The organism is Serratia sp. BNK-33-b (assembly GCF_048684565.1).
Lineage (GTDB): Bacteria > Pseudomonadota > Gammaproteobacteria > Enterobacterales > Enterobacteriaceae > Serratia > Serratia marcescens.
Genome location: NZ_JBLQTZ010000001.1, coordinates 1,766,611 through 1,786,970, shown reverse-complemented (window position 1 = coordinate 1,786,970; position 20,360 = coordinate 1,766,611). Strand labels below are relative to the sequence as shown.

Genomic DNA, 20,360 nt, shown 5'->3' with positions numbered 1-20,360 from the left:
TTTTATGGCTATCGATACCGATACCCTGCTGGCCCCGGTTGACGCGGACAATCCCTGCGGCGACAACCTGGAATACGACGCCGACTTTCTGGCGATGGAACAAGCCGCCACCGGCAAGGCCGAACAACAGTTCGGCAGCACCATCATTCCGGAAGAAGCGCCGGACTGGGTGCAGGTCGAGCGCCTCGCGACCTCGCTGCTGACGCGCACCAAAGACCTGCGCGTCATGCTGTATCTCACCCGCGCCTGGACCCAGCTGCGCGGGTTGCCGGGCTACGCCGACGGGCTGACGCTGGTCCATCAGTCGATGACCCGTTACTGGGACACCCTGCAGCCGCCGCTGGAGTTCGATGGGGAAGCCGACCCGCTGTTTCGCATCAACGCGCTGGCCGACCTTGGCGACAAGGCCGCGCTGGCCGCCAGCGTGCGCGCCGCCCCGCTGCTGAAAAGCGCCGCCGGAGAAATCTCGCTGCGCGATGCCGGCGCCCTGCTCGACGGCAGCAAGCAGGAGTGCCCCAACTTTCCCGGCGGCCGCGCGCGGCTGCAGGATGAACTGGCGCAGCAGGATCGCCCCGAGGGCGCCTTGGTGACGCGCATCGCCAACACCCTGAGCGCCATCCGCAGCGAAGTGACCCGCCATCTGGGGGAAAGCGCGCTGCCGGAAATGAGCGCGCTGACCAAGGTGTTTTCTCTGGTGGCGCTCGCCGGCCAGAGCGAGGCGCCCGCCGCCGCCGAAGCGGACGCGACGCCTGAAACGGCGGCCATGCAGCAACCTGCCGCCGTACAGAGCGCCACTGCCCCGCTCAACTGGCGCAGCGCGCAGATCCAGTCGCGCGACGATGCCCAGTTGATGCTGGATAAGGTGAAAAATTATTTTCGTCTTCATGAGCCGAGCCACCCGGCGCCGCTGATGATCGATCGGGTCCAGCGGTTGATTACGCTGGACTTTATGCAAATCGTCCGCGATTTGGCACCCGATGGGCTTAACCAACTGGAGACCATTCTCGGTCGCCCCGACAACGAGGAGAACAGCTAGCCGCCGACCTTTGTTCTCTTGACGCATCCGATACCGTCTGCCCCTGCGCAGACCCGAATCAGAACCTGACTCTCCCAGCCGGACGAGGCGCGTTCCCAATCGCCATTAGATGGAGTAAATCATGTCAAACTCGAAATCCCGCAGCGGGCAGAAATTCATCGCCCGCAACCGCGCGCCGCGCGTACAGATTGAATACGATGTCGAAATTTATGGCGCAGAGCGCAAAATCCAGCTGCCGTTCGTAATGGGCGTGATGGCGGATCTGGTGGGGAAAGCGGTCGATCCGCAAGCCAGCGTGGAAGAACGCAAATTCATGGAAATCGACGTCGACAACTTCGACGAGCGTATGAAGTCGCTGAAACCGCGCGTCGCTTACCAGGTTGACAATACCCTGACCGGCGAAGGCAAGCTGAACATCGATCTGACCTTCGAAAGCATGGAAGACTTCTCCCCCGCCGCTATCGCCCGCAAGGTCGACGCGCTGGACAATCTGCTGGATGCGCGCACCCAGCTTTCCAACCTGCTGTCCTACATGGACGGCAAGAACGGCGCCGAAGAGCTGATCTCCAAGATCCTGCAAAACCCGGCGCTGCTGCAATCCCTGACCGACGCGCCGAAGCCGGCGGTTAACGATGACAACAACGAGCGTGAGGATTAATCGATGAGCAACTCGCCTCAGCAACAGAATGCGTTGCAAACCACCGAGACTTTTTCCAGCGATGAATTCAGCGCGCTGTTGAACAAAGAGTTCCGGCCAAAGACCGATCAGGCCAAAGAAGCAGTTGAGAACGCGGTGAAAACCCTGGCGCAGCAGGCGCTGGAAAATACCGTCACCGTTTCTTCCGACGCCTACCGCACCATCCAGGCGCTGATCGCGGAAATCGACGAAAAGCTGTCGCAGCAGATCAACCAGATCATTCACCACGACGATTTCCAGAAGCTGGAAGGCGCGTGGCACGGCCTGCACTACCTGGTCAACAACTCTGAAACCGACGAGATGCTGAAGATCCGCTTCATGAGCATTTCCAAGCAGGAGCTGGGCCGCACGCTGAAGCGCTATAAAGGTGTGGGCTGGGATCAGAGCCCGATCTTCAAGAAAGTCTACGAAGAAGAGTATGGCCAGTTCGGCGGCGAACCGTTCGGCTGCCTGGTGGGCGACTACTACTTCGATCACAGCCCGCAGGACGTGGAGCTGCTGGGCGAAATGGCCAAGATCGGCGCCGCCTCGCACTGCCCGTTCATCGCCGGCACCGCGCCGAGCGTGATGCAGATGGAGTCCTGGCAGGAGCTCTCCAACCCGCGCGATCTGACCAAGATTTTCCAGAACACCGAGTACGCCGCCTGGCGCAGCCTGCGTGAGTCGGAAGACGCGCGCTACCTGGGGCTGGTGATGCCGCGCTTCCTGGCGCGCCTGCCGTACGGCATCCGCACCAACCCGGTGGACGAGTTTGACTTCGAAGAAGACACCGACGGCGCGACTCACGGCAACTACACCTGGACCAACGCCGCCTACGCCATGGCCGCCAACATCAACCGTTCGTTCAAAGAGTTCGGCTGGTGCACCGCCATTCGCGGGGTGGAGTCCGGCGGCGCGGTGGAAAACCTGCCGTGCCACACCTTCCCGAGCGACGACGGCGGCGTGGACATGAAGTGCCCGACCGAGATCGCCATCAGCGACCGCCGCGAAGCCGAGCTGGCCAAAAACGGCTTTATGCCGCTGGTGCACCGCAAAAACTCCGACTTCGCCGCCTTTATCGGCGCGCAGTCGCTGCAGAAGCCGGCGGAATACTACGACGCCGACGCCTCCGCCAACGCCCAGCTTTCCGCGCGCCTGCCGTATCTGTTCGCCTGCTGCCGCTTTGCGCATTACCTGAAGTGCATCGTGCGCGACAAAATTGGTTCCTTCCGCGAGCGCGACGACATGGAGCGCTGGCTGAACGACTGGATCATGAACTACGTGGACGGCGATCCGGCCAACTCCTCGCAGGAAACCAAGTCGCGCAAACCGCTGGCCGCGGCGGAAGTGCAGGTGGAAGAGATCGAAGACAACCCAGGCTATTACAGCGCCAAGTTCTTCCTGCGCCCGCACTACCAGCTGGAAGGTCTGACCGTCTCCCTGCGCCTGGTGTCGAAGCTGCCTTCGCTGAAACAAAACGACGCGTCCTGATGGGCTGAAGTCAGGCCGCGGTAGTGCGGCCTGGCTGATACATCAACCTCATCGTCAGCCTATCGCAGAAAACCCGGATCGCACGTGGAATCAAGATAGCGCGAAATAATTAAGCATTGAGCCATTAGCACTTAATAGTGGCTCGGTAACCCGTACCGATAGTTTTCGGTATTTAAGAAGGTGCATGGCACAAGGATATAAATTGGTAATGCATTACCACACTTGCAATTCCTGCTGCTATTACCTGAGTTTTTCAACGTAACGTTAATACTACTGTTAACCCTTAATAAAGAGTGAAGAAACTATGGCTATTGATATGTTCCTGAAAGTTGAAGGTGCCAGCGGCGAATCTAAAGATTCGAATCACAAAGGCTGGACCGACATTACTTCTTTCTCCTGGGGCGCTTCTCAACCGGGCAATATGGGCGTTGGCGGCGGCGGCGGCGCCGGTAAAGTGTGCTTCAACGATCTGCACGTCAACGCGCTGGTCGACAAGTCAACCCCGGCGCTGCTGAAGCACTGCTCCAGCGGTAAGCACCTGACCAAGGTTGAGTTGTCTGTCTGCAAGGCGGGCGGTACTCAGGTTGAGTACGTTAAAATCACCCTGGACGACGTGCTGGTCACCGCCGTGCAGTACACTGGTGCAGGCGGCGAAGACACCGTGGGCGTCACCTACTCCTTCCAGGCGGCGAAAGTGAAACAGCAATACTGGGAGCAGAGCGACAAAGGCGGCAAAGGCGCCGAAAGCAGCGCAGGTTGGAACATCAAGGAAAACCGCGAAGCTTAATCTTCCCGCACAGATGCCCCTGATTAGGGGCATCTATCAACAGAGGACGTTATAATGAGTCGCCCTTCATTCCAGCAAGCGTGGCAACGATTTAGCGAAATCAACGTAGATATTACTGACGTTGGCAAAAAGATAGGTGGAAATGTAGGTCTTAACATTGAGCTTGGCGTCAATGACCCATTGCAAGGATTCACCAATGCCTGCGCAATACGCATGAGTTACACGCTCAATTATTCTGGTTTTAAAGTTGAACGAGGAGCGTGGAAGACCGTTTCAGGCAAAGATAAAAATTGGTACATTTATCGCGTCAGAGATATTATTAACTTTTTGAATTATAAGTTCGGCAAACCTGATAAAACGATTAAAAACCCTACCCCTAGTGATTTTTCAAAAGACAAAGGGATATTGGTTTTCACTGTTCCAGGATGGAATGATGCCAGCGGACACGCAACATTATGGAACGGTACAACCTGCTCAGATCATTGTTACTTTCCAAAATCCAGCGAGGCATCTATATGGTTACTAAAATAAAATCCCTGTGTGTTGCAAGCATGATATTTTTGGGATGTATTCAATCGGCTCAAGCCAAAGAAACCTATACCCCCGAAGAGTACCTAAAAAACTACGCGCTTAGCGTTTGCATCGCCGAGGGGTACTCAGCAAAAGAAGTCAAAAACGATGCCGCCGCCGCCGCTCGGGGTTACACGGAATTCGGCGATTATTCTCTGGAAGCGCATACCGCCGTCAGGGCGCTGGCAAAAGAATTTCTGGCAAAGCCCTATGACAGTATGTCAGGGGAGCCGATGACGATGGCCAAGTGCATCGATCTTGTACACAGCCAAGAGCTGCAAGCCATCATCAAGAAATACCAAGGAAAAGACGACAACTGATATCAGAGTTGCTCAAACGACGGCTCATATCAAAGGTTATCTCGGATGAGAAGATACACGTACTTTTTAATGTCTCTGCTGCTCGGAAGCCATGTAGTCCTTGCTGAAAACTCGCTCAATGCTTTATCGCAAGAGGCACTTTATAAAAATTGGTTAACCAGCCGCTGCATTGGGAAGTCCACTGACTCAGAAAGAACCAAGCAAGACGCCTTCCGTTCCGCTTCCGCCTATTTAGAATTGAGTAAACTGCCGATGGATGCATTTGAACAAGGTGAAAAACTGGCTGAACAGTACGCAAATAAAAATAGCCAAGGCTCAGTTCAAGGGACTTACCATACTTTAGATTGTCTTTCACTGCAGAACGCCAGTGAAGCTGAAACCATTTTTGAACGTTACTCTAAGTAATAGTCAGGATTGTTGAATCCAATTTCATAAAGTTATCAACTCAAGAGAATTAAAACTTATTGATTATTAACATGACTCCAGACGTCACGCTATCAACTTACTCATATGGATTCTTACTTTCCTATTTTTCATTGTCACTCATCACGTTAGTGGCATTATATTACTTAAAAAAATTATCGGCTCGCAAACACAATTATCCATTTTTTGTTTTCAACTGTCTCATTGTGGTTTTTATGGGTGTCATACAGCTCTCAATTTTTGCATACGGGAATGATTTCCTTAATCTCTTCTACCCACTAGGCAACAATGACTATGACTCTATACATTATGGCAGTTTGATATTTACCTTTATCTACTTAACTCAACTACCAAAAAACACCTATTACAAAAAAGAAAAGAATAGAAGTTAGCCATCAGATTAGATGACTAAATCAACATACGCCCAAAGCAGTCTACAATCCCCATCAGCAGGAATGCCTTATGCGATTTTCCATTGTAAAAAACAAAAGCGGCCAGGTTCCGCCGCAGAGCAGTTGCGATTTTCTGCCGCCGGGCGGCACCATCGGCCGCAGCGTGGACAACAACCTGGTGCTGCCGGACGAAGAGCGCGCCATTTCCCGCCTGCAGGCGATTGTGCATATTTCCGCTGACGGCGAATGCCGCATCACCAACCGCGGCAACGTTACCCGCGTGCTGCTGAATGACATTCCGCTGGAACGTGGCCGCCAGGTTGAACTGCAGGATGGCGACGTGCTCGGTATCGACGATTACCAGATTGAAGTCAGCGCGCTGCAACAGCACGCCGCGCCGCAGGCTCAACCGGTGGCCAAGGCTGTTGCCGCTGCTGCGACCCCTGCTGCCACCGCCAAAGAAAAATCCGCCGCGCCAATCCCCAACGAAATCTGGGACAGCCTGGTGGAAGAATTTACGCCGAATGCGCCGGCCGCCGTCACGCCGCCGCCGGCCGCCAATCCAGACAGCCATCCGCTGTTGGACACCCCCGCTCGCGAGCTGAACCCGGCCGATCCGCTGGCGCAGCTGGCGGGCGAGGTCGATCTGCGCCAGCTGCAACAGCAACAAACCGATCCGGCGGCGCTGTTCAACACCGACACCACTTTTGAACGCGAACACATTCTGGCCGATACCACCCCCAGCGCGCTGCTGGCGGAGCAGGCTGCGCCGCCGCGTCCGGCAACTCCGGCCCGGAATGCGCAGCAACCGGAGCAGGAGTTGGATCCGCTGGCGCTGTTCGGCGGTTCATCCGCGCCCGCTTCGCCAGAGACGTTAAACAGCAACGATCCGCTGGGTCTGCTGATGGGCGGCGCCGTGCCGCTGGCCCAGCCGGAGGAGCCGCCCGCGCCGCCGTCTCCGCCACCGATGGCCGCACAACCGCAAGCGCCGCGCCCGCAGCCGACGCCGCCACCCGTGCAGACGCCTGAGCCACAGCCCCAACCTGCACCGCAGTTCAGCCAGCAGGAACCGCCTGCGCAGCCGCCGCGCCCGCGCCAGGGCAACCGCCTGGGCATCGATCCGGTCGCCTACCAGTCCGCTCAGCGGCAGCACGCCGCCGCGCCGAGTGGCGACGCATTGGAGGGGCCGTTGCTGGCGGCGCTGCTGCAAGGCATCGGTCTCGACGATCTGCAACCGCAGCCGCACTTTGACGAACAGCAGATCCGCCTGGCCGGTCGCCTGCTGAGCCTGTTCTCGCAAGGCACCGTCGCCCTGCTCTCATCCCGCTCGATCCTCAAGCGCGGCGTAAAGGCCGAGATGACCATGATCCTCGACGAAGCCAACAACCCGTTCAAGCTGCTGCCTTCGGGAAAAACGGTGCTGATGCAGATGTTCGGCAGCCAGATGCCGGGCTTTATGCCGCCGGAGCAAGCGGTGCGCGACGCGCTGATCGACCTGCAGGCGCACCAGCTGGGGATGATCGCCGGTATTCGCGCCATCATCGCCGCCATGCTGCAGTCGTTCAACCCGGAGCGCCTCGAAGAGGAAGCGCGCAAGGAAGGCGTGGCGCCGCGCCTGTCGCTGCCCGCCAACCGCAAGGCTGCGCTGTGGGACTACTTCGTGAAGAACTATCAGCAAACCTCCGGCGAGATCGAGGACGATTTCCACACCCTGTTTGGCGAAGCTTTCCTGCACGCCTATGACGTTGAAGTGAATCAATACAAAGACTCACAGACCAAACCGGACGCGTAATGAATATCACCATAGCCTCTACTTCCAACCAGGGCGGCCGCGCCTCCAACCAGGATCAGACCGGCGAGGTGCTCGGCAACCGCGCCGCCTGCTTCGTGGTGTGCGACGGCATCGCCGGTTTTCCGGGCGGCGATATCGCCGCCAAACTGGCGCGCGACACCATTTTGCAAAACTTTGACGGCGAAAAGCACCTGAACGCCCAGAGCATTCGTCAGCACATCACGCGCGCCAACGCCGCCATCCACCAGCAGCAGCGGCAGTCGGACGAATACAGCAAGATGGGCACCACGCTGGTCAGTCTGTTTATCGATCGCGATTACCAGCTGGCCTACTGGGCGCACGCCGGCGACAGCCGCCTGTACCTGTTCCGCCGCGGCTACCTGCATGCCGTCACCACCGACCACAGCCTGATCCAACAGATGCAGGACGCCGGCTATCAGACCAACGGCATCAACAGCAACCTGCTGTATTTCGCGCTGGGGCTCAACGAAGAGCGCGACGCCACCTACAGCGACGTGCTGCAGCTGGAGGACGGCGACGTTTTCCTGCTGTGCACCGACGGCTTCTGGCACAGCTTCAGCCAGGCCGAACTGGAACAGTCGCTGCATATGGTCAACTCCCCCAGCGAGTGGATCGCCCTGATGCAACAGGCATGGAAGAAAAACAATAACAGCGATAACTACAGCGCTATCGCCGTCTGGATTGGCTCACCGCAGGAAACCACCCTGCTGCATTCGCTGGCGGATGCGGAGCGGTTTCTGAGCCGCGACTGAGCAGCGCACATTCACAGCAAGGTTCACTATGAAATATTGGATGCCAGGGCTCGTCGCCCTGATGGCGGTACCGACCGCGCAGGCGATGAACTATCGCCTGGTTTACTCCCCCAGCCAGAAGCTGGAAGTGTTTATCGATGACGTCAAAAACAGCAATCCGGCAAGCTGGTGCGGCAAAAGCATCCCGCTGCGTATCGTCTCGGCGCAAAGCCAGGATCCGGCGGTGCTGAACGACTTTCTGCCGCGCGTCGGCAATCTGTTGGAAAAGCAGTGTCCGAAAGCCGGCCACCTGCCCTGGACGCTGACCGACAAGCGCGGAGAGAAACTGGCCAGCGGCGAAGCCGCCAAAGCGCGCGGCTGGAAACCGGTGGTCAAACAAGAGGCCTCCGAGCCGCCGGAAACCCCACCGCAACCGGCGATCCCTGCGGCGGTGGCCGTGACGTCTCCGCAGGCAGACAGCGCGCCGGCTCAGCGTTTCAGCCTGCCGCAGGGCTGCCACTTCCGCACCTACTGGAGTGACGAGGCCAACGGCGGCGCGCTGTTCATTCCCGCCGGCGCTGCGCTGCGCTGCGGCGAGGACGGCTGGCTGCAGGGCCGCAGCGCGGTCACGTTGCAACAAGGCGGCCAAACCCTCTCGCCGACGCTGTGGTTCCTGCAAGGTTACCCGCTGGCGCAGGTTAACGGCGGCGATCGCGCGCTGACCGTCGTCAGCGCCAACGCCCAACGTCTGGTTCTGGGCGGCAACCCGCAGGCGCCGGGCAGCTTCCTGCTGCTGAGCTTCGAACCGAAGCTGCACGCCTGGGCGTTCAACGGTGAAGCGATCGTTGAAATGCCGCGCGTCGACGCCGCCGATGAGAACAAGATCAAACAGCGCGTGCAGCAGGCGCAAACCGCCTGGCAGCCGCTGCTGAGCGCCCCCTCCCCGCTGACTTTCAAGCTGGTGGAAAAGCTGGCCACAGACCGCGTTGATCCCGCCAGCGGCAGCTACCTGTCGGTTAACGGCGCCCCTCACTGATTATAAGGAAAGCCTGTGAAATCATTAGCAAGCATGCTGCAAGGCCAGTCGATCGGCGCGGCCATCACCACCGTCGAAAACGATATCAAGGCGAAACCGGCGGATGCCGACCTGCGCGCCGCGCTGGTGCAACTGCTGTGCCTGAGCGGCAACTGGACGCGCGCCAACGCGCAGCTGAAATCCTGGCAGGCGCTGAAACCGATCGCCCAACCGACCACGCTGCTGCTGATGCAGTCAGTCAACGCCGAGCTGCAACGCCAGGCGGTGTTTGCCGGCACGGCCGCGCCGGCGCTGCTGCGGCAGGATCAGCCTTGGCTGAAACTGATGGTGCAGGCGCTGCATCAGGATGCGCAAGGGGCGGCCGAACAGGCCCAGGCGCTGCGTGATGAAGCGCTGGAGGCCGCCCCGGCCGGCGCCGGGCGGTTAACGCTGGCCGAAGGCGAACAAGAACGGCAGCTGCGTTTCGACTGGCTGACCGACGGTGACGGCCGCCTCGGGCCGGTATGCGAACTGGCGCTGAACGGCGTTTACTACTGGCTGCCGTTTGCCGACATCGCCGCGATCCAGTTCCAGGCGCCGCAGAGCGCCATCGACCTGGTGTGGAGCCATGCGCTGGTGCGCCTGACCGATGGCCGCGAACAGGTGTGTCAACTGCCCGCCCGTTACCCGCTGGCAGAAGGCAGCGACGACGCGCTGCTGCTCGGCAAGCGCACCGAATGGCAACCGCTGGGCGACGGCACCCACTATGCGGGGCTGGGCCTGAAAACCTGGCTCAGCGAAAGCGATGAATTCCCACTGCACAGCCTGCGGCAGCTGAGCTTCGACGCGAGCGCCTGACCATGAACGATAAGCGCCCACCCCACTACGACGGCAGCGATCTACGCCACCAGGGCTATCGCTATCGTCAGGACAGCGAACGCCTGACCTCGCGCGACAAAATGCAGCCGGTGCTGCTCGATATGCTGACCGACGACGAACCGCAGAAAAAGCAGGAGGCGCAGGCGCGCAACCTGGTGTCGCACAGCGAGCTGCGCCGCCGGGTATTGCGCGATCTGCAGTGGCTGTTCAACTGCGTCAACAGCGAATCCAATCTGGATCTCGGCGATTTTCCGCAGGTGCGGCGCTCCACCCTGAATTACGGCATCGCCTCGCTGGCGGGCAAGCGCATGTCGGACATCGAATGGCTCGACATTCAGCGCGCGCTGACCGAATCCATTCTGCATTTCGAGCCGCGCATTTTGCCCGAGGGGCTGCAGGTGCGCTGCATCTCGGATACCGGCTCGCTGGAGCTGCACAACGTGCTGTCGATCGAAATCAAGGGCCGCCTGTGGTGCGTGCCCTATCCGCTGGAGTTTCTGTTCCGTACCGACGTGGATCTGGAAAATGGCCACTTCGATCTGAAAGACATAGGGTAAGGCGATGGACAGTAAACTGTTAGATTATTACAACCGCGAGCTGGCCTATCTGCGTGAGATGGGCGCCGAGTTCGCCGAACAGTACCCGAAGGTTGCGGGCCGCCTCGGCATGCGCGGCATCGACGTGGCGGACCCTTATATCGAGCGCCTGATGGAAGGCTTTGCCTTCCTCACCTCGCGCGTGCAGCTGAAAATGGACGCCGAGTTCCCCCGCTTTTCTCAGCGCTTGCTGGAGATCATCTACCCCAACTACCTGTCACCGACGCCGTCGATGGCGATCGCCGAGCTGCAGCCGGACAGCAGCAAAGGCGACATCAGCAACGGCTTCGTGGTGCCGCGCGGTACCATGATGGACAGCCAGACGCTGAAGAAAAGCGGCATCACCTGCAGTTACACCACGGCGCATGACGTCACGCTGCAGCCGGTGCGCATCGCCGGCGTCGAACTGGGCGGCATTCCGGCCGATATCCCGCTGGCCTCGCTGGGGCTGCAGCACAGCGGCTGCGTCAGCGCGCTGCGCATTCGTCTTGAGTGCTACGAAAGCGTGACGCTCAACAATCTGCAGCTGGATCAATTGATGTTTTACCTGGCCGGGCCGGACATGCAGGCGCAGCAGTTGCTGGAGTTGCTGATGCAGCACAGCGTCGGGCTTGTCTGCCAAACGGTGGAGGCTCAGCCGCAGCGGCGGGCGCTGGCGTTGGACGGGCTGCGACAGGAGGGCTTCGCTGCCGATCAGGCGCTGCTGCCCAACGATCTGCGCAACTTCGAAGGCTACCGGCTGCTGCAGGAGTATTTCGCCTTCCCGGCGCGCTTCCAGTTCTTCAGCGTCAACGGCCTGCGTCCGCTGCTGCAGAGCGTGCGCGAAGGGAAAAAGGGGCTGCGCCAGTTCGAGATCGTGGTGCTGCTGGATCGACACGACGCCGCGCTGGAACGGGTGGTCGACGCCGCCCATTTGGCGCTGCACTGCACGCCGGTGATCAACCTGTTTCCGAAGGTCGCCGAACGCATCGCGATCAACGAAAAAAACCACGAATACCATCTGGTGGTCGACAATATCCGGCCGCTGGATTACGAAGTGTTTTCAGTGCAGCGGCTCGGCGGCAGCGCCAGCGAAAAACGCTACGAGCAAGAGTTTCGGCCGTTTTACAGCACCCTGAGCGCGGACGACGGCAACTATGGCGCCTACTTCTCGCTGCGGCGCGAACAGCGCACGCTGTCGGAGCACGCCCGCCGCTACGGCACCCGCACCGGCTACGCCGGTTCGGAAGTGTTCGTGTCGCTGGTGGACGAGCGGCAATCGCCGTGGCACAGCGATCTGAAATACCTCACCGCCGACGTGCTGTGCACCAGCCGCGACCTGCCATTGATGTTGCTGCAGCAGGATCAGGGCAACTTCGTGATGCCCGATTCGATCCCGATTAAGCAGGTCTCGCTGCGCAAAGGCCCCACCCCGCCACGCCCGGCGCTGGCCGAAGGGATGATCACCTGGCGGTTGATCAGTCAGCTGCAGCTGAATTACCTCAGCATGATGGACGGCGATCCGGAACAGGGCGCCGCCAGCCTGCGCCAGCTGCTGGGGCTGTACGGCAACCTGAGCGAGCCGGCGATCGCCAAACAGATCCAGGGCGTGCGCCACTGCAACCTGCGGCCGGTCTATCGGCGAGTGCCTGAACCCGGCCCCATCGTATTCGCGCGCGGCATCGCCATCGATCTGACGGTCGATGAGCAGGCGTTCTCCGGCAACAGCCCTTACCTGCTCGGCAGCGTGCTGGAGCGCCTGTTCTCGCGCCTGGTGGCGATGAACACCTTCACCGAGATGACGCTCTCCAGCCAGCAGCGCGGCGAGATCGCCCACTGGCAAGCGCGCATGGGCAAAAGGACGCTGATATGAGCGCGGAGATGATCGCCACCGAACTGGCGCCGCCGCAGATCAACGCACTGTATCGCCTGCCGGACGACTTCTGGCCGCGGCTGCGCAGCGCGCCTTACAAGCACGATCTGTTTCAGCTGCTGCGCCGCATCGACGCCCAGGGCGGCCAGCCCTACCTGCTGGGGCGCGCGCCGCTGCCGCGCCACGAGATGCTGCGCCTGGGCCAGGAGCCGTCGCTGTCGTTCGCGCCCTCCACGCTGGCGCAGGTGACGCCGCGCGCCAACGGCCCGCTGCACGACGTTTCGATCTTCAGTTTCGGCCTGTTCGGCCCCAACGGGCCGCTGCCGCTGCACCTGACCGAATACGTGCGCGAACGGGTATACCACCATCAGGACACCACCCTGCTGGCGTTCACCAACCTGTTCCATCACCGCCTGACGCTGCTGTTTTATCGCGCCTGGGCCGACGCACAGCCGACGGTATCGCTGGATCGCCCGGACAACCGGCGCTTCGACGAGTACCTGTCGAGCCTGATCGGCATCGGCCAGCCGGCGCAGCAGGAGCGCGACAGCATCAACGCCCACGCCAAGCATTTTATGGCCGGTCATCTGATTCGCCACAGCCGCGATCCGGAAGGCCTGAGCAAAATTTTGCAGCAGTATTTCAAGGTGCCGGTGCGCATCGTCGAAAACGTGCCGCACTGGCTGCGGGTGGAGCCGCGCGAGCAGGCGCGGCTCAAGGCCGGGCGCGGTGCGCCGCGGCTCGGCGAGTCGGCCTTTCTCGGCATCGCGGTGCGCGATATTCAGCACAAATTCCGCATCGAGCTGGGGCCGATGCCGCAGCAGGACTATGACCGTTTCTTGCCGGGCGCAGACCTGTGCCGGCAACTGCGCGACTGGGTGCGCCAATATCTGGGCATCGAGTTCGTCTGGGAAGTGCGCCTGATCCTGGCGAAGGAACAGGCGCACGGCATCCAGCTCGGCGGCGCGCAGCGATTGGGCCTGAGCAGTTGGCTGGCCAACCATCGGCGACAGCGCGATCTCGACGATCTGATCTTCAGCCCTGAACCGCTGGAAAATCCGTTCTGACCCTATTTCGGCCGACGCCCCGTGGCGTCAGGCCACCCTGAGACCTGAGGAAAACCATGTCTGAAATCAGCCGCTCGGTATTATTTGGCAAACTGGATAGCCTGTTATTCACCTCTCTGGAAAGTGCGACGGCGTTTTGCAAGCTGCGCGGTAACCCCTACGTCGAATTGGCGCACTGGCTGCATCAGCTGATGCAATCGCCGGACGGCGATCTGCAGCAGATCGTTCGCCACTTCGCGTTGGACGAGGCGCAGCTGGCGCGCGACATCGTCGAGGCGCTCGATCGCCTGCCGCGCGGCGCCAGCGCCATCTCCGATCTGTCCGAGCACATCGACAGCGCGGTAGAGCGCGCCTGGGTCTATGGCTCATTGAAATTCGGCGCGTCGCGCATCCGCGGCGGCCACCTGCTGCTCGGCATTCTGAAAACCTACAGCCTGCGCCATCTGCTGAAGGCCATTTCCCCGCAGTTCGAGCGCATCAACGCCGATCTGTTGATGGAGCAGTTCGCCGCCATTACCGCTCACTCGGCGGAAAACGCCCAGGATGCGCCGGCGGAAAGCCACGCCGAGAACGCATCCGGCGCGGCGCGCAGCGGTGAAAGCGTGCTGGCGCAGTATGCCCAGGATCTGACCGCCAGAGCGCGTGACGGCGAGATCGACCCGGTGGCCGGCCGCGATGAGGAGATCCGGCAAATCATCGATATCCTGATGCGCCGCCGCCAGAACAACCCGCTGCTGACCGGCGAGGCCGGCGTCGGCAAAACCGCGGTGGTGGAAGGCCTGGCGCTGCGCATCGTGGCCGGCGACGTGCCGCCGCAGCTGCGCGACGTGAAGCTGTGCCTGCTGGACATCGGCATGCTGCAGGCCGGCGCCGGCGTTAAGGGTGAGTTTGAAAAACGGCTGCAGGCGGTGATCGACGAAGTGCAGTCCAGCCCGACGCCAATCATCCTATTTATCGACGAAATTCACACCCTGATCGGCGCCGGCGGCGCCCAGGGCACCGGCGACGCGGCCAACCTGCTGAAACCGGCGCTGGCGCGCGGCCAACTGCGCACCATTGGCGCCACCACCTGGTCGGAATACAAGAAATACATCGAGAAAGACCCGGCGCTCACCCGCCGTTTCCAGGTGGTGCAGGTACACGAACCGAGCGAAGACAAAGCGCTGTTGATGCTGCGCAGTACCGTCAGCCCGCTGGAGCAACACCACCGCGTGCTGCTGCTGGATGAAGCGGTGGACGCCGCGGTGCGGCTGTCCCATCGCTATATTCCAGCCCGCCAGTTGCCGGACAAGGCGGTAGCGCTGCTGGATACCGCCTGTGCGCGCGTGGCGGTCAGCCAACACGCCGAGCCCGCCCAGGTCGAAGACTGCCGCCACCGCATCGATGCGCTGCAGATCGAATTGGATATCGCCCGCCGCGAAGCCAAGGTCGGCATTGGCGATCCCCTGCGCCCGCAGGAGATTGAAACCCAGCTGACCGCGCTGCGCCAGGAGTTGGAACAGCTGACCGACCGCTGGCAGCAGGAGCTGGCGCTGATCCAAGAGATCATCACGCTGCGCGCGCAGTTGCACCGGCAGGAAGCGGAGCCTGCCGGCGAAGAAACGGAGGCGGCCCCTGACGCCGACGCGCTGCGCACCCAGCTGGGCGAACTGCAGCAGCAGCTGAGCGCGCTGCAGGGTGAAGCGCCGCTGATCTTCGCCGCCGTCGACGCCAACATCGTGGCGGCGGTGGTGGCCGACTGGACCGGCATCCCGCTGGGCCGCATGGTGAAAAACGAGATTGAAGCGGTGCTGCAGCTCTCCGACACCCTGAATCAGCGCGTGATCGGCCAACGCCATGCGCTGGATCTGATCGCCCGCCGGGTGCGCACTTCGCGGGCGCGGCTGGACGATCCGAACAAGCCGGTCGGGGTGTTCCTGCTGGCCGGGCCATCCGGCGTCGGCAAGACCGAAACCGCGCTGGCGCTGGCGGAAACCCTGTACGGCGGCGAGCAGAACGTCATCACCATCAACATGAGCGAATTCCAGGAGTCGCACACCGTTTCGACGCTGAAAGGCGCGCCCCCCGGCTATGTCGGCTACGGCGAAGGCGGCGTGCTGACCGAGGCGGTGCGCCGCCGTCCATACAGCGTGGTGCTGTTGGACGAGATCGAGAAGGCGCACCCGGACGTGCATGAAATCTTCTTCCAGGTGTTCGACAAGGGCTGGATGGAGGACGGCGAAGGCCGCCATATCGATTTCCGCAACACCATCATCATCCTGACCTCCAACGTCGGCACCGATCTGATCGCCGGGCTGTGCAGCGATCCGGAGCTGCTGCCGGAGCCGGAGGCGCTGAGCGGCGCGCTGCGCCAGCCGCTGCTGTCGGTGTTTCCGGCCGCCTTGCTCGGCCGTCTGCTGGTGGTGCCGTATTACCCGCTGACCGACGCCACGCTGGGCAACATCGTGCGCCTGCAGCTGGGCCGCATCCAGCGTCGCCTGGCGGAGAATCACGACATCGTCTGCACCTTCGACGACGCGGTCATCGAGCAGATCGTCAGCCGCTGCACCGAAGTGGAGTCCGGCGGCCGCATGGTCGACGCCATCCTGACCAACACCCTGCTGCCGCAGATCAGCCACACCCTGCTGACCGGCAGCGCCAACGACCAGCGCTATCGCCAGCTGCACATCGCGCTGCAGAACCACGAATTCATTTGTCAATTTCAGGCATAACGCCGCGGCCGCCGAGACGGCGGCCCTTTGAATACAGAGAGTCATCACTATGTCGGGAACCGGGATAACCAAACCGAATTCGAACAGCCTGCCGAGCGGCTATCGATTCAACGAATTCGAGATCCAGGAAGCGATCGGCGAAGGCGGCTTCGGCATCGTCTACCGCGCCTACGATCACCAACTGGAACGCACCATCGCCATCAAGGAGTACATGCCGACCTCGCTGGCGAAACGCAACGACGATCTCAGCATCGGGCTGCGCGGCGAGCGCTTCGGCAAAACCTTCCAGGCCGGGCTGAACAGCTTTATTCAGGAGGCGCGTCTGCTGGCGCGCTTCTCGCATCCCGGCCTGCTGCACGTGTTGCGCTTCTGGGAAGAGAACGGCACCGCCTACATGGGCACCCAGTTTTACAGCGGCACCACGCTGAAAAACCTGCAGGCGCAGCAGCCGGAGAAAATCGACGAGGCGTGGATCCGGCGGCTGCTGCCGCCGCTGTTCAGCGCCATCAACACCATCCATCAGGAAGGCTATCTGCACCGCGACATTTCGCTGGATAACATCCAGATCCAGGAGAGCCAGCTGCCGGTGCTGCTGGACTTTGGATCGGCGCGCAAAGAGATCGGCAACCTGTCGGACGAAACGGAAATCATGCTCAAACCGGGCTTCGCGCCGATCGAGCAGTACACCGAGAACAGCGACGGCGAACAGGGGCCGTGGACCGATATCTATGCGCTGGGCGCCGTGCTGCACACGCTGATCGTCGGTTCGCCGCCGCCGGTCAGCGTGGTGCGCAGCATCGAAGACAGCTACCAGCCGCTGGCCGAGCGCCGCCCCGCCGGCTACTCGCCGGAGCTGTTGCGCACCGTCGATCGCGCGCTGGCGCTGAAGCCGGAAGACCGCCCGCAGACCATCGATGAAATGGCCGAGCTGTTGCATCTGCCGATCGCCGATGAAAACGAAATCATCAGCACCCCGGCCGCCGCGCCGGAGAACTTGCTGGTCGCCGCCAACCCGGCTGCCGCTGCGGCCGCCGCCGGCGCCGTTACCGCACGCGGCACCCAATTCTCGCGCCCGATGATGGCCGGCGCCGGCGTCGCCGCGTTGCTGGTGATCGGCGCGATCGCCTGGCTGAGCGGCGGCAAGGACGATGCCCAGGCCGTCGCCCAAAACACCGTGGCGTCACCGGCACAGAAAACCCTGACGGAGCAGCCGAGCGCGCCGCAAACCGCGCAGCCTGCAGCGGCGGAACCTGAAAAAGCGGCGCCACCACCGCAGCCGGTGGCGCTGGTGTACTTCAAACTGCAGCCGGGTGAGCAGGTCAGCCTCGACGGCAAGCCGCAGCAGGTGACGCCGGGCGAAAACGGCTTCGCCAGCCTGAACCTGGCGCCGGGCCGTTATCAGTTGGAGATCCGCCACAACGATCGGCTGCGCCGCCAACAGATCAGCATCGACACCGCCGGCACCTGGCTGGTCAACCCGGCCACCGCCGGCTGATGCCGGATTTGAAGCCCGCCGTGGCGGGTTTCTCCCTATTTCATGAGACTGACGCATGCGTCAATCACAGAGGACGTTCTCATGTTGGATCGCATTATTGCGCACACGCCGCTGGGCCAGGAGCAACTGCTGTTCCGCTCGCTGGACGGCATCGAAGCGCTTTCCACTCCTTTCGACTTCTCTATTGAATTGCTGAGCACCGACGCGCGGCTCGATCGCAAAGCGCTGCTCGGCCAACCGCTGACGCTGGAGATCCCGACCCAGGGCTTTCTCAGCGCCCCGCGCTACCTGAACGGCAAGATCACCGCCATCGCCGTCAGCAGCGAAGAGATCGGCGGTACGCGCTACGCGGTGTATAACCTGCACGTGCAGCCGGATCTGTGGCCGATGACCAAAGACCGCAACTTCCGCATCTTCCAGGAACAGACGGTGCCGCAGATCGTCAAGACCCTGCTGGCGGAGCACAACGTGCAGCTGGAAGATCAGCTGACCGGCGACTATCGCCTGTGGGGCTACTGCGTGCAGTACAACGAAAGCAGCTTCAACTTCATCAGCCGCCTGATGGAGCTGGAGGGCATCTATTACTATTTCAAACACGAGATGGGCAAACACACGCTGGTGCTCGGGGATGCGCCCCACCACCACCAGCCCTATCCCGGCTACGAGATGATCCCCTACCACCTGACGCCGTCCGGCGGCAGCACCAGCGAGGAAGGCATCAGCCAGTGGACGTTGTCCGATCGCGTCACGCCGGGCATCTACAGCCTGGACGACTACGATTTTCGCAAACCGAACGCCTGGCTGTTCCAGGCGCGGCAAAACCCGGTCTCCCCCACGCCGGGGCAGATCGACGTTTACGACTGGCCAGGCCGCTACACCGAGCATCAGCAGGGGGAGTTCTACGCCCGCGTGCGCCAGGAGGCCTGGCAGGCCGAGCATCAGCAGATCCGGGGCACCGCCACCGCGTTGGGCATCGCTCCCGGCAGCACCTTTACGTTGTATAACGCCTCGCACGCCGACGACAACCGCGAGTACCTGACGCTGCAGGCCAACTACCATCTGAAAGAGAACCGCTACGCCAGCGGCGACGATCAGAGCAGTGAACACCGCATTGACTTCACCGTGCTGCCGGCGGACGTGCCCTGGCACCCGCCGCAGCAGGCCATCTGGCCGAAAACCCACGGGCCGCAGACCGCCCGGGTGGTCGGTCCGGCCGGCGAATCGATCTGGACCGATAAATACGGCCGCATCAAGGTGAAATTCCACTGGGATCGCTTCGGGCCGAAAGACGACGGCAGCTCCTGCTGGGTGCGTGTCTCCAGCGCCTGGGCCGGCCAGGGCTACGGCGGCGTGCAGATCCCGCGCGTCAACGACGAAGTGGTGGTGGACTTTATCAACGGCGATCCGGATCGGCCGATCGTCACCGGGCGCGTCTATAACGAAGCCAGCATGCCGCCGTGGGCGCTGCCGGCCGCCGCCACCCAGATGGGCTTTATGAGCCGCACCAAGGACGGCACAGCCGACAACGCCAACGCCCTGCGTTTCGAAGACAAGGCCGGCGCCGAACAGGTGTGGATCCAGGCGGAACGCAACATGGACACCCAGGTGAAAAACGATGAAAGCCACACCATCGCTAACGACCACACGCATCTGGTGGGCGGTAACCAGATCAAACGGGTGGTGCTCAATCAGGCGACCGGCGTCAAAGGCGAATCCTCCGCGCTGACCGGCAAAACGCGCAGCGACGCCGTAGTCAACGCCTTTACCCTCGGCTCCGGCGAATCGCTGCGGCTGGAGTGCGGCGAAAGCGTGATCGAGCTACTGGCGAACGGCCAAATCAACATCACCGGCACCAGCTTCAATATCACGGTGAAAGAGGACGGGGAGATCAACACCGGCGGCCAGCTGGATCTCAACCAGCCTGGCGGCGCCGCGCGCACCGCCGCACCGGGTGGCGGCCATCAGGCGGCAATCCAGAGCGCCGTCGATCAGCTGTTCCCGAAATCCTGATGCCGACGCGGCCCTGCGCCGCGTCCTTTCCCCCTGATTACTTGCAAGGACATCCATGGATTACCTTTTCCAGGAAGGCTATTTCACCCTACCCGCCATCGCCTGGCAGGACTGCACGGTCAATATTCTCAAAAACCCGCAAACCGGCGCCTCGCTGGTCATCACCCGCGGCATCATTCCACAAGGTGCCACGCTGGAGGACGAATTCGAGAAGCAGTGGCAAGCACTGCTGCCACAGATCAGCGATTTGCAACAGTCGCCGCGCCGGCGCATCAGCGCCGGGCCGCAGGGCCATCTCAAGGCGATTGAAGTCACCAGTCGCTTTATCCGCGCCGGACACCACCATCATCAGCATCAGTTGACGGTGCAGCCGGACGAGAGCCAGACGTTACTGATCGTCACCTATGCCGCCATGCGCCCCTTCACCCCCGAGGATGACGCTCACTGGCAGCAGGTGAAAGCGTCGCTGGTCTTGACCGAACACAGTGAACGATAG

The 20,360-nt window shown here is 61.5% G+C and carries 18 protein-coding genes; all 18 read left to right on the top strand.

What is annotated here, in order from left to right:
• Positions 1 to 4: 4 nt before the first annotated feature.
• Positions 5 to 1,036 (top strand): type VI secretion system protein TssA, encoded by a 1,032-nt coding sequence (tssA, locus tag ACMGGK_RS08500; RefSeq protein ID WP_049299100.1) that lies wholly within the window; start codon positions 5 to 7, stop codon positions 1,034 to 1,036.
• Between the two features lie 121 nt (positions 1,037 to 1,157).
• Complete coding sequence (tssB, locus tag ACMGGK_RS08495; protein WP_016927260.1) at positions 1,158 to 1,694, top strand: type VI secretion system contractile sheath small subunit; 537 nt, start codon at positions 1,158 to 1,160, stop codon at positions 1,692 to 1,694.
• 3 nt (positions 1,695 to 1,697) lie between these two features.
• Complete coding sequence (gene tssC / locus ACMGGK_RS08490) at positions 1,698 to 3,203, top strand: type VI secretion system contractile sheath large subunit (protein WP_016927259.1); 1,506 nt, start codon at positions 1,698 to 1,700, stop codon at positions 3,201 to 3,203.
• Positions 3,204 to 3,507: 304 nt separating this feature from the next.
• Positions 3,508 to 3,990: an Hcp family type VI secretion system effector gene (locus ACMGGK_RS08485; RefSeq protein WP_004961372.1), complete on the top strand. Its 483-nt coding sequence runs from the start codon at positions 3,508 to 3,510 to the stop codon at positions 3,988 to 3,990.
• A 51-nt stretch (positions 3,991 to 4,041) separates the two neighbouring features.
• Positions 4,042 to 4,521, top strand: a complete 480-nt coding sequence (locus ACMGGK_RS08480) for a type VI secretion system amidase effector protein Tae4 (protein WP_089180537.1) — start codon at positions 4,042 to 4,044, stop codon at positions 4,519 to 4,521.
• 20 nt (positions 4,522 to 4,541) lie between these two features.
• Positions 4,542 to 4,880, top strand: a complete 339-nt coding sequence (locus ACMGGK_RS08475) for a T6SS amidase immunity protein Tai4 family protein (RefSeq protein ID WP_227255705.1) — start codon at positions 4,542 to 4,544, stop codon at positions 4,878 to 4,880.
• A gap of 69 nt (positions 4,881 to 4,949) precedes the next feature.
• Positions 4,950 to 5,285: a T6SS amidase immunity protein Tai4 family protein gene (locus tag ACMGGK_RS08470; protein ID WP_227255704.1), complete on the top strand. Its 336-nt coding sequence runs from the start codon at positions 4,950 to 4,952 to the stop codon at positions 5,283 to 5,285.
• A 480-nt stretch (positions 5,286 to 5,765) separates the two neighbouring features.
• The gene (gene tagH / locus ACMGGK_RS08465; RefSeq protein WP_176063003.1) at positions 5,766 to 7,487 is read left to right on the top strand and encodes a type VI secretion system-associated FHA domain protein TagH; all 1,722 of its coding nucleotides are present in this window, start codon (positions 5,766 to 5,768) and stop codon (positions 7,485 to 7,487) included.
• Entirely contained in the window at positions 7,487 to 8,260 is a 774-nt protein-coding gene (locus ACMGGK_RS08460) for a PP2C family protein-serine/threonine phosphatase (protein ID WP_015378289.1), read from the top strand. The genes tagH and ACMGGK_RS08460 overlap by 1 nt, the downstream gene beginning before the upstream one ends.
• Positions 8,261 to 8,288: 28 nt before the next feature.
• Positions 8,289 to 9,275: a type VI secretion system-associated protein gene (locus ACMGGK_RS08455; protein WP_206194789.1), complete on the top strand. Its 987-nt coding sequence runs from the start codon at positions 8,289 to 8,291 to the stop codon at positions 9,273 to 9,275.
• A 15-nt stretch (positions 9,276 to 9,290) separates the two neighbouring features.
• Positions 9,291 to 10,112, top strand: a complete 822-nt coding sequence (locus tag ACMGGK_RS08450) for a type VI secretion system accessory protein TagJ (protein WP_265094711.1) — start codon at positions 9,291 to 9,293, stop codon at positions 10,110 to 10,112.
• Between the two features lie 2 nt (positions 10,113 to 10,114).
• Entirely contained in the window at positions 10,115 to 10,690 is a 576-nt protein-coding gene (locus tag ACMGGK_RS08445) for a type VI secretion system baseplate subunit TssE (protein WP_049299094.1), read from the top strand.
• Between the two features lie 4 nt (positions 10,691 to 10,694).
• Positions 10,695 to 12,581, top strand: coding sequence for a type VI secretion system baseplate subunit TssF (tssF, locus tag ACMGGK_RS08440; RefSeq protein WP_049188373.1), 1,887 nt, complete (start codon positions 10,695 to 10,697; stop codon positions 12,579 to 12,581).
• Positions 12,578 to 13,648, top strand: a complete 1,071-nt coding sequence (gene tssG / locus ACMGGK_RS08435) for a type VI secretion system baseplate subunit TssG (protein WP_143778252.1) — start codon at positions 12,578 to 12,580, stop codon at positions 13,646 to 13,648. The genes tssF and tssG overlap by 4 nt, the downstream gene beginning before the upstream one ends.
• A gap of 56 nt (positions 13,649 to 13,704) precedes the next feature.
• Positions 13,705 to 16,359, top strand: coding sequence for a type VI secretion system ATPase TssH (gene tssH / locus ACMGGK_RS08430; protein ID WP_143778253.1), 2,655 nt, complete (start codon positions 13,705 to 13,707; stop codon positions 16,357 to 16,359).
• 49 nt (positions 16,360 to 16,408) lie between these two features.
• Positions 16,409 to 17,854, top strand: coding sequence for a serine/threonine protein kinase (locus ACMGGK_RS08425; protein WP_240429982.1), 1,446 nt, complete (start codon positions 16,409 to 16,411; stop codon positions 17,852 to 17,854).
• 81 nt (positions 17,855 to 17,935) lie between these two features.
• Entirely contained in the window at positions 17,936 to 19,864 is a 1,929-nt protein-coding gene (locus ACMGGK_RS08420; protein WP_420276833.1) for a type VI secretion system Vgr family protein, read from the top strand.
• 55 nt (positions 19,865 to 19,919) lie between these two features.
• A complete protein-coding gene (locus ACMGGK_RS08415; RefSeq protein WP_016927243.1) occupies positions 19,920 to 20,360 on the top strand; it encodes a DcrB-related protein in 441 nt (146 codons plus the stop codon).

What these genes read in the sequence shown, in the direction of transcription:
- tssG (WP_143778252.1), top strand. Translation starts at nt 12,578, where the DNA reads ATGAGCGCGGAGATGATCGCCACCGAACTGGCGCCGCCGCAGATCAAC.
- ACMGGK_RS08445 (WP_049299094.1), top strand. Translation starts at nt 10,115, where the DNA reads ATGAACGATAAGCGCCCACCCCACTACGACGGCAGCGATCTACGCCAC.
- tssF (WP_049188373.1), top strand. Translation starts at nt 10,695, where the DNA reads ATGGACAGTAAACTGTTAGATTATTACAACCGCGAGCTGGCCTATCTG.
- ACMGGK_RS08475 (WP_227255705.1), top strand. Translation starts at nt 4,542, where the DNA reads ATGATATTTTTGGGATGTATTCAATCGGCTCAAGCCAAAGAAACCTAT.
- ACMGGK_RS08415 (WP_016927243.1), top strand. Translation starts at nt 19,920, where the DNA reads ATGGATTACCTTTTCCAGGAAGGCTATTTCACCCTACCCGCCATCGCC.
- ACMGGK_RS08420 (WP_420276833.1), top strand. Translation starts at nt 17,936, where the DNA reads ATGTTGGATCGCATTATTGCGCACACGCCGCTGGGCCAGGAGCAACTG.
- ACMGGK_RS08470 (WP_227255704.1), top strand. Translation starts at nt 4,950, where the DNA reads ATGTCTCTGCTGCTCGGAAGCCATGTAGTCCTTGCTGAAAACTCGCTC.
- tssB (WP_016927260.1), top strand. Translation starts at nt 1,158, where the DNA reads ATGTCAAACTCGAAATCCCGCAGCGGGCAGAAATTCATCGCCCGCAAC.
- tssC (WP_016927259.1), top strand. Translation starts at nt 1,698, where the DNA reads ATGAGCAACTCGCCTCAGCAACAGAATGCGTTGCAAACCACCGAGACT.
- tssA (WP_049299100.1), top strand. Translation starts at nt 5, where the DNA reads ATGGCTATCGATACCGATACCCTGCTGGCCCCGGTTGACGCGGACAAT.
- tagH (WP_176063003.1), top strand. Translation starts at nt 5,766, where the DNA reads ATGCGATTTTCCATTGTAAAAAACAAAAGCGGCCAGGTTCCGCCGCAG.
- ACMGGK_RS08485 (WP_004961372.1), top strand. Translation starts at nt 3,508, where the DNA reads ATGGCTATTGATATGTTCCTGAAAGTTGAAGGTGCCAGCGGCGAATCT.
- ACMGGK_RS08425 (WP_240429982.1), top strand. Translation starts at nt 16,409, where the DNA reads ATGTCGGGAACCGGGATAACCAAACCGAATTCGAACAGCCTGCCGAGC.
- ACMGGK_RS08460 (WP_015378289.1), top strand. Translation starts at nt 7,487, where the DNA reads ATGAATATCACCATAGCCTCTACTTCCAACCAGGGCGGCCGCGCCTCC.
- tssH (WP_143778253.1), top strand. Translation starts at nt 13,705, where the DNA reads ATGTCTGAAATCAGCCGCTCGGTATTATTTGGCAAACTGGATAGCCTG.
- ACMGGK_RS08455 (WP_206194789.1), top strand. Translation starts at nt 8,289, where the DNA reads ATGAAATATTGGATGCCAGGGCTCGTCGCCCTGATGGCGGTACCGACC.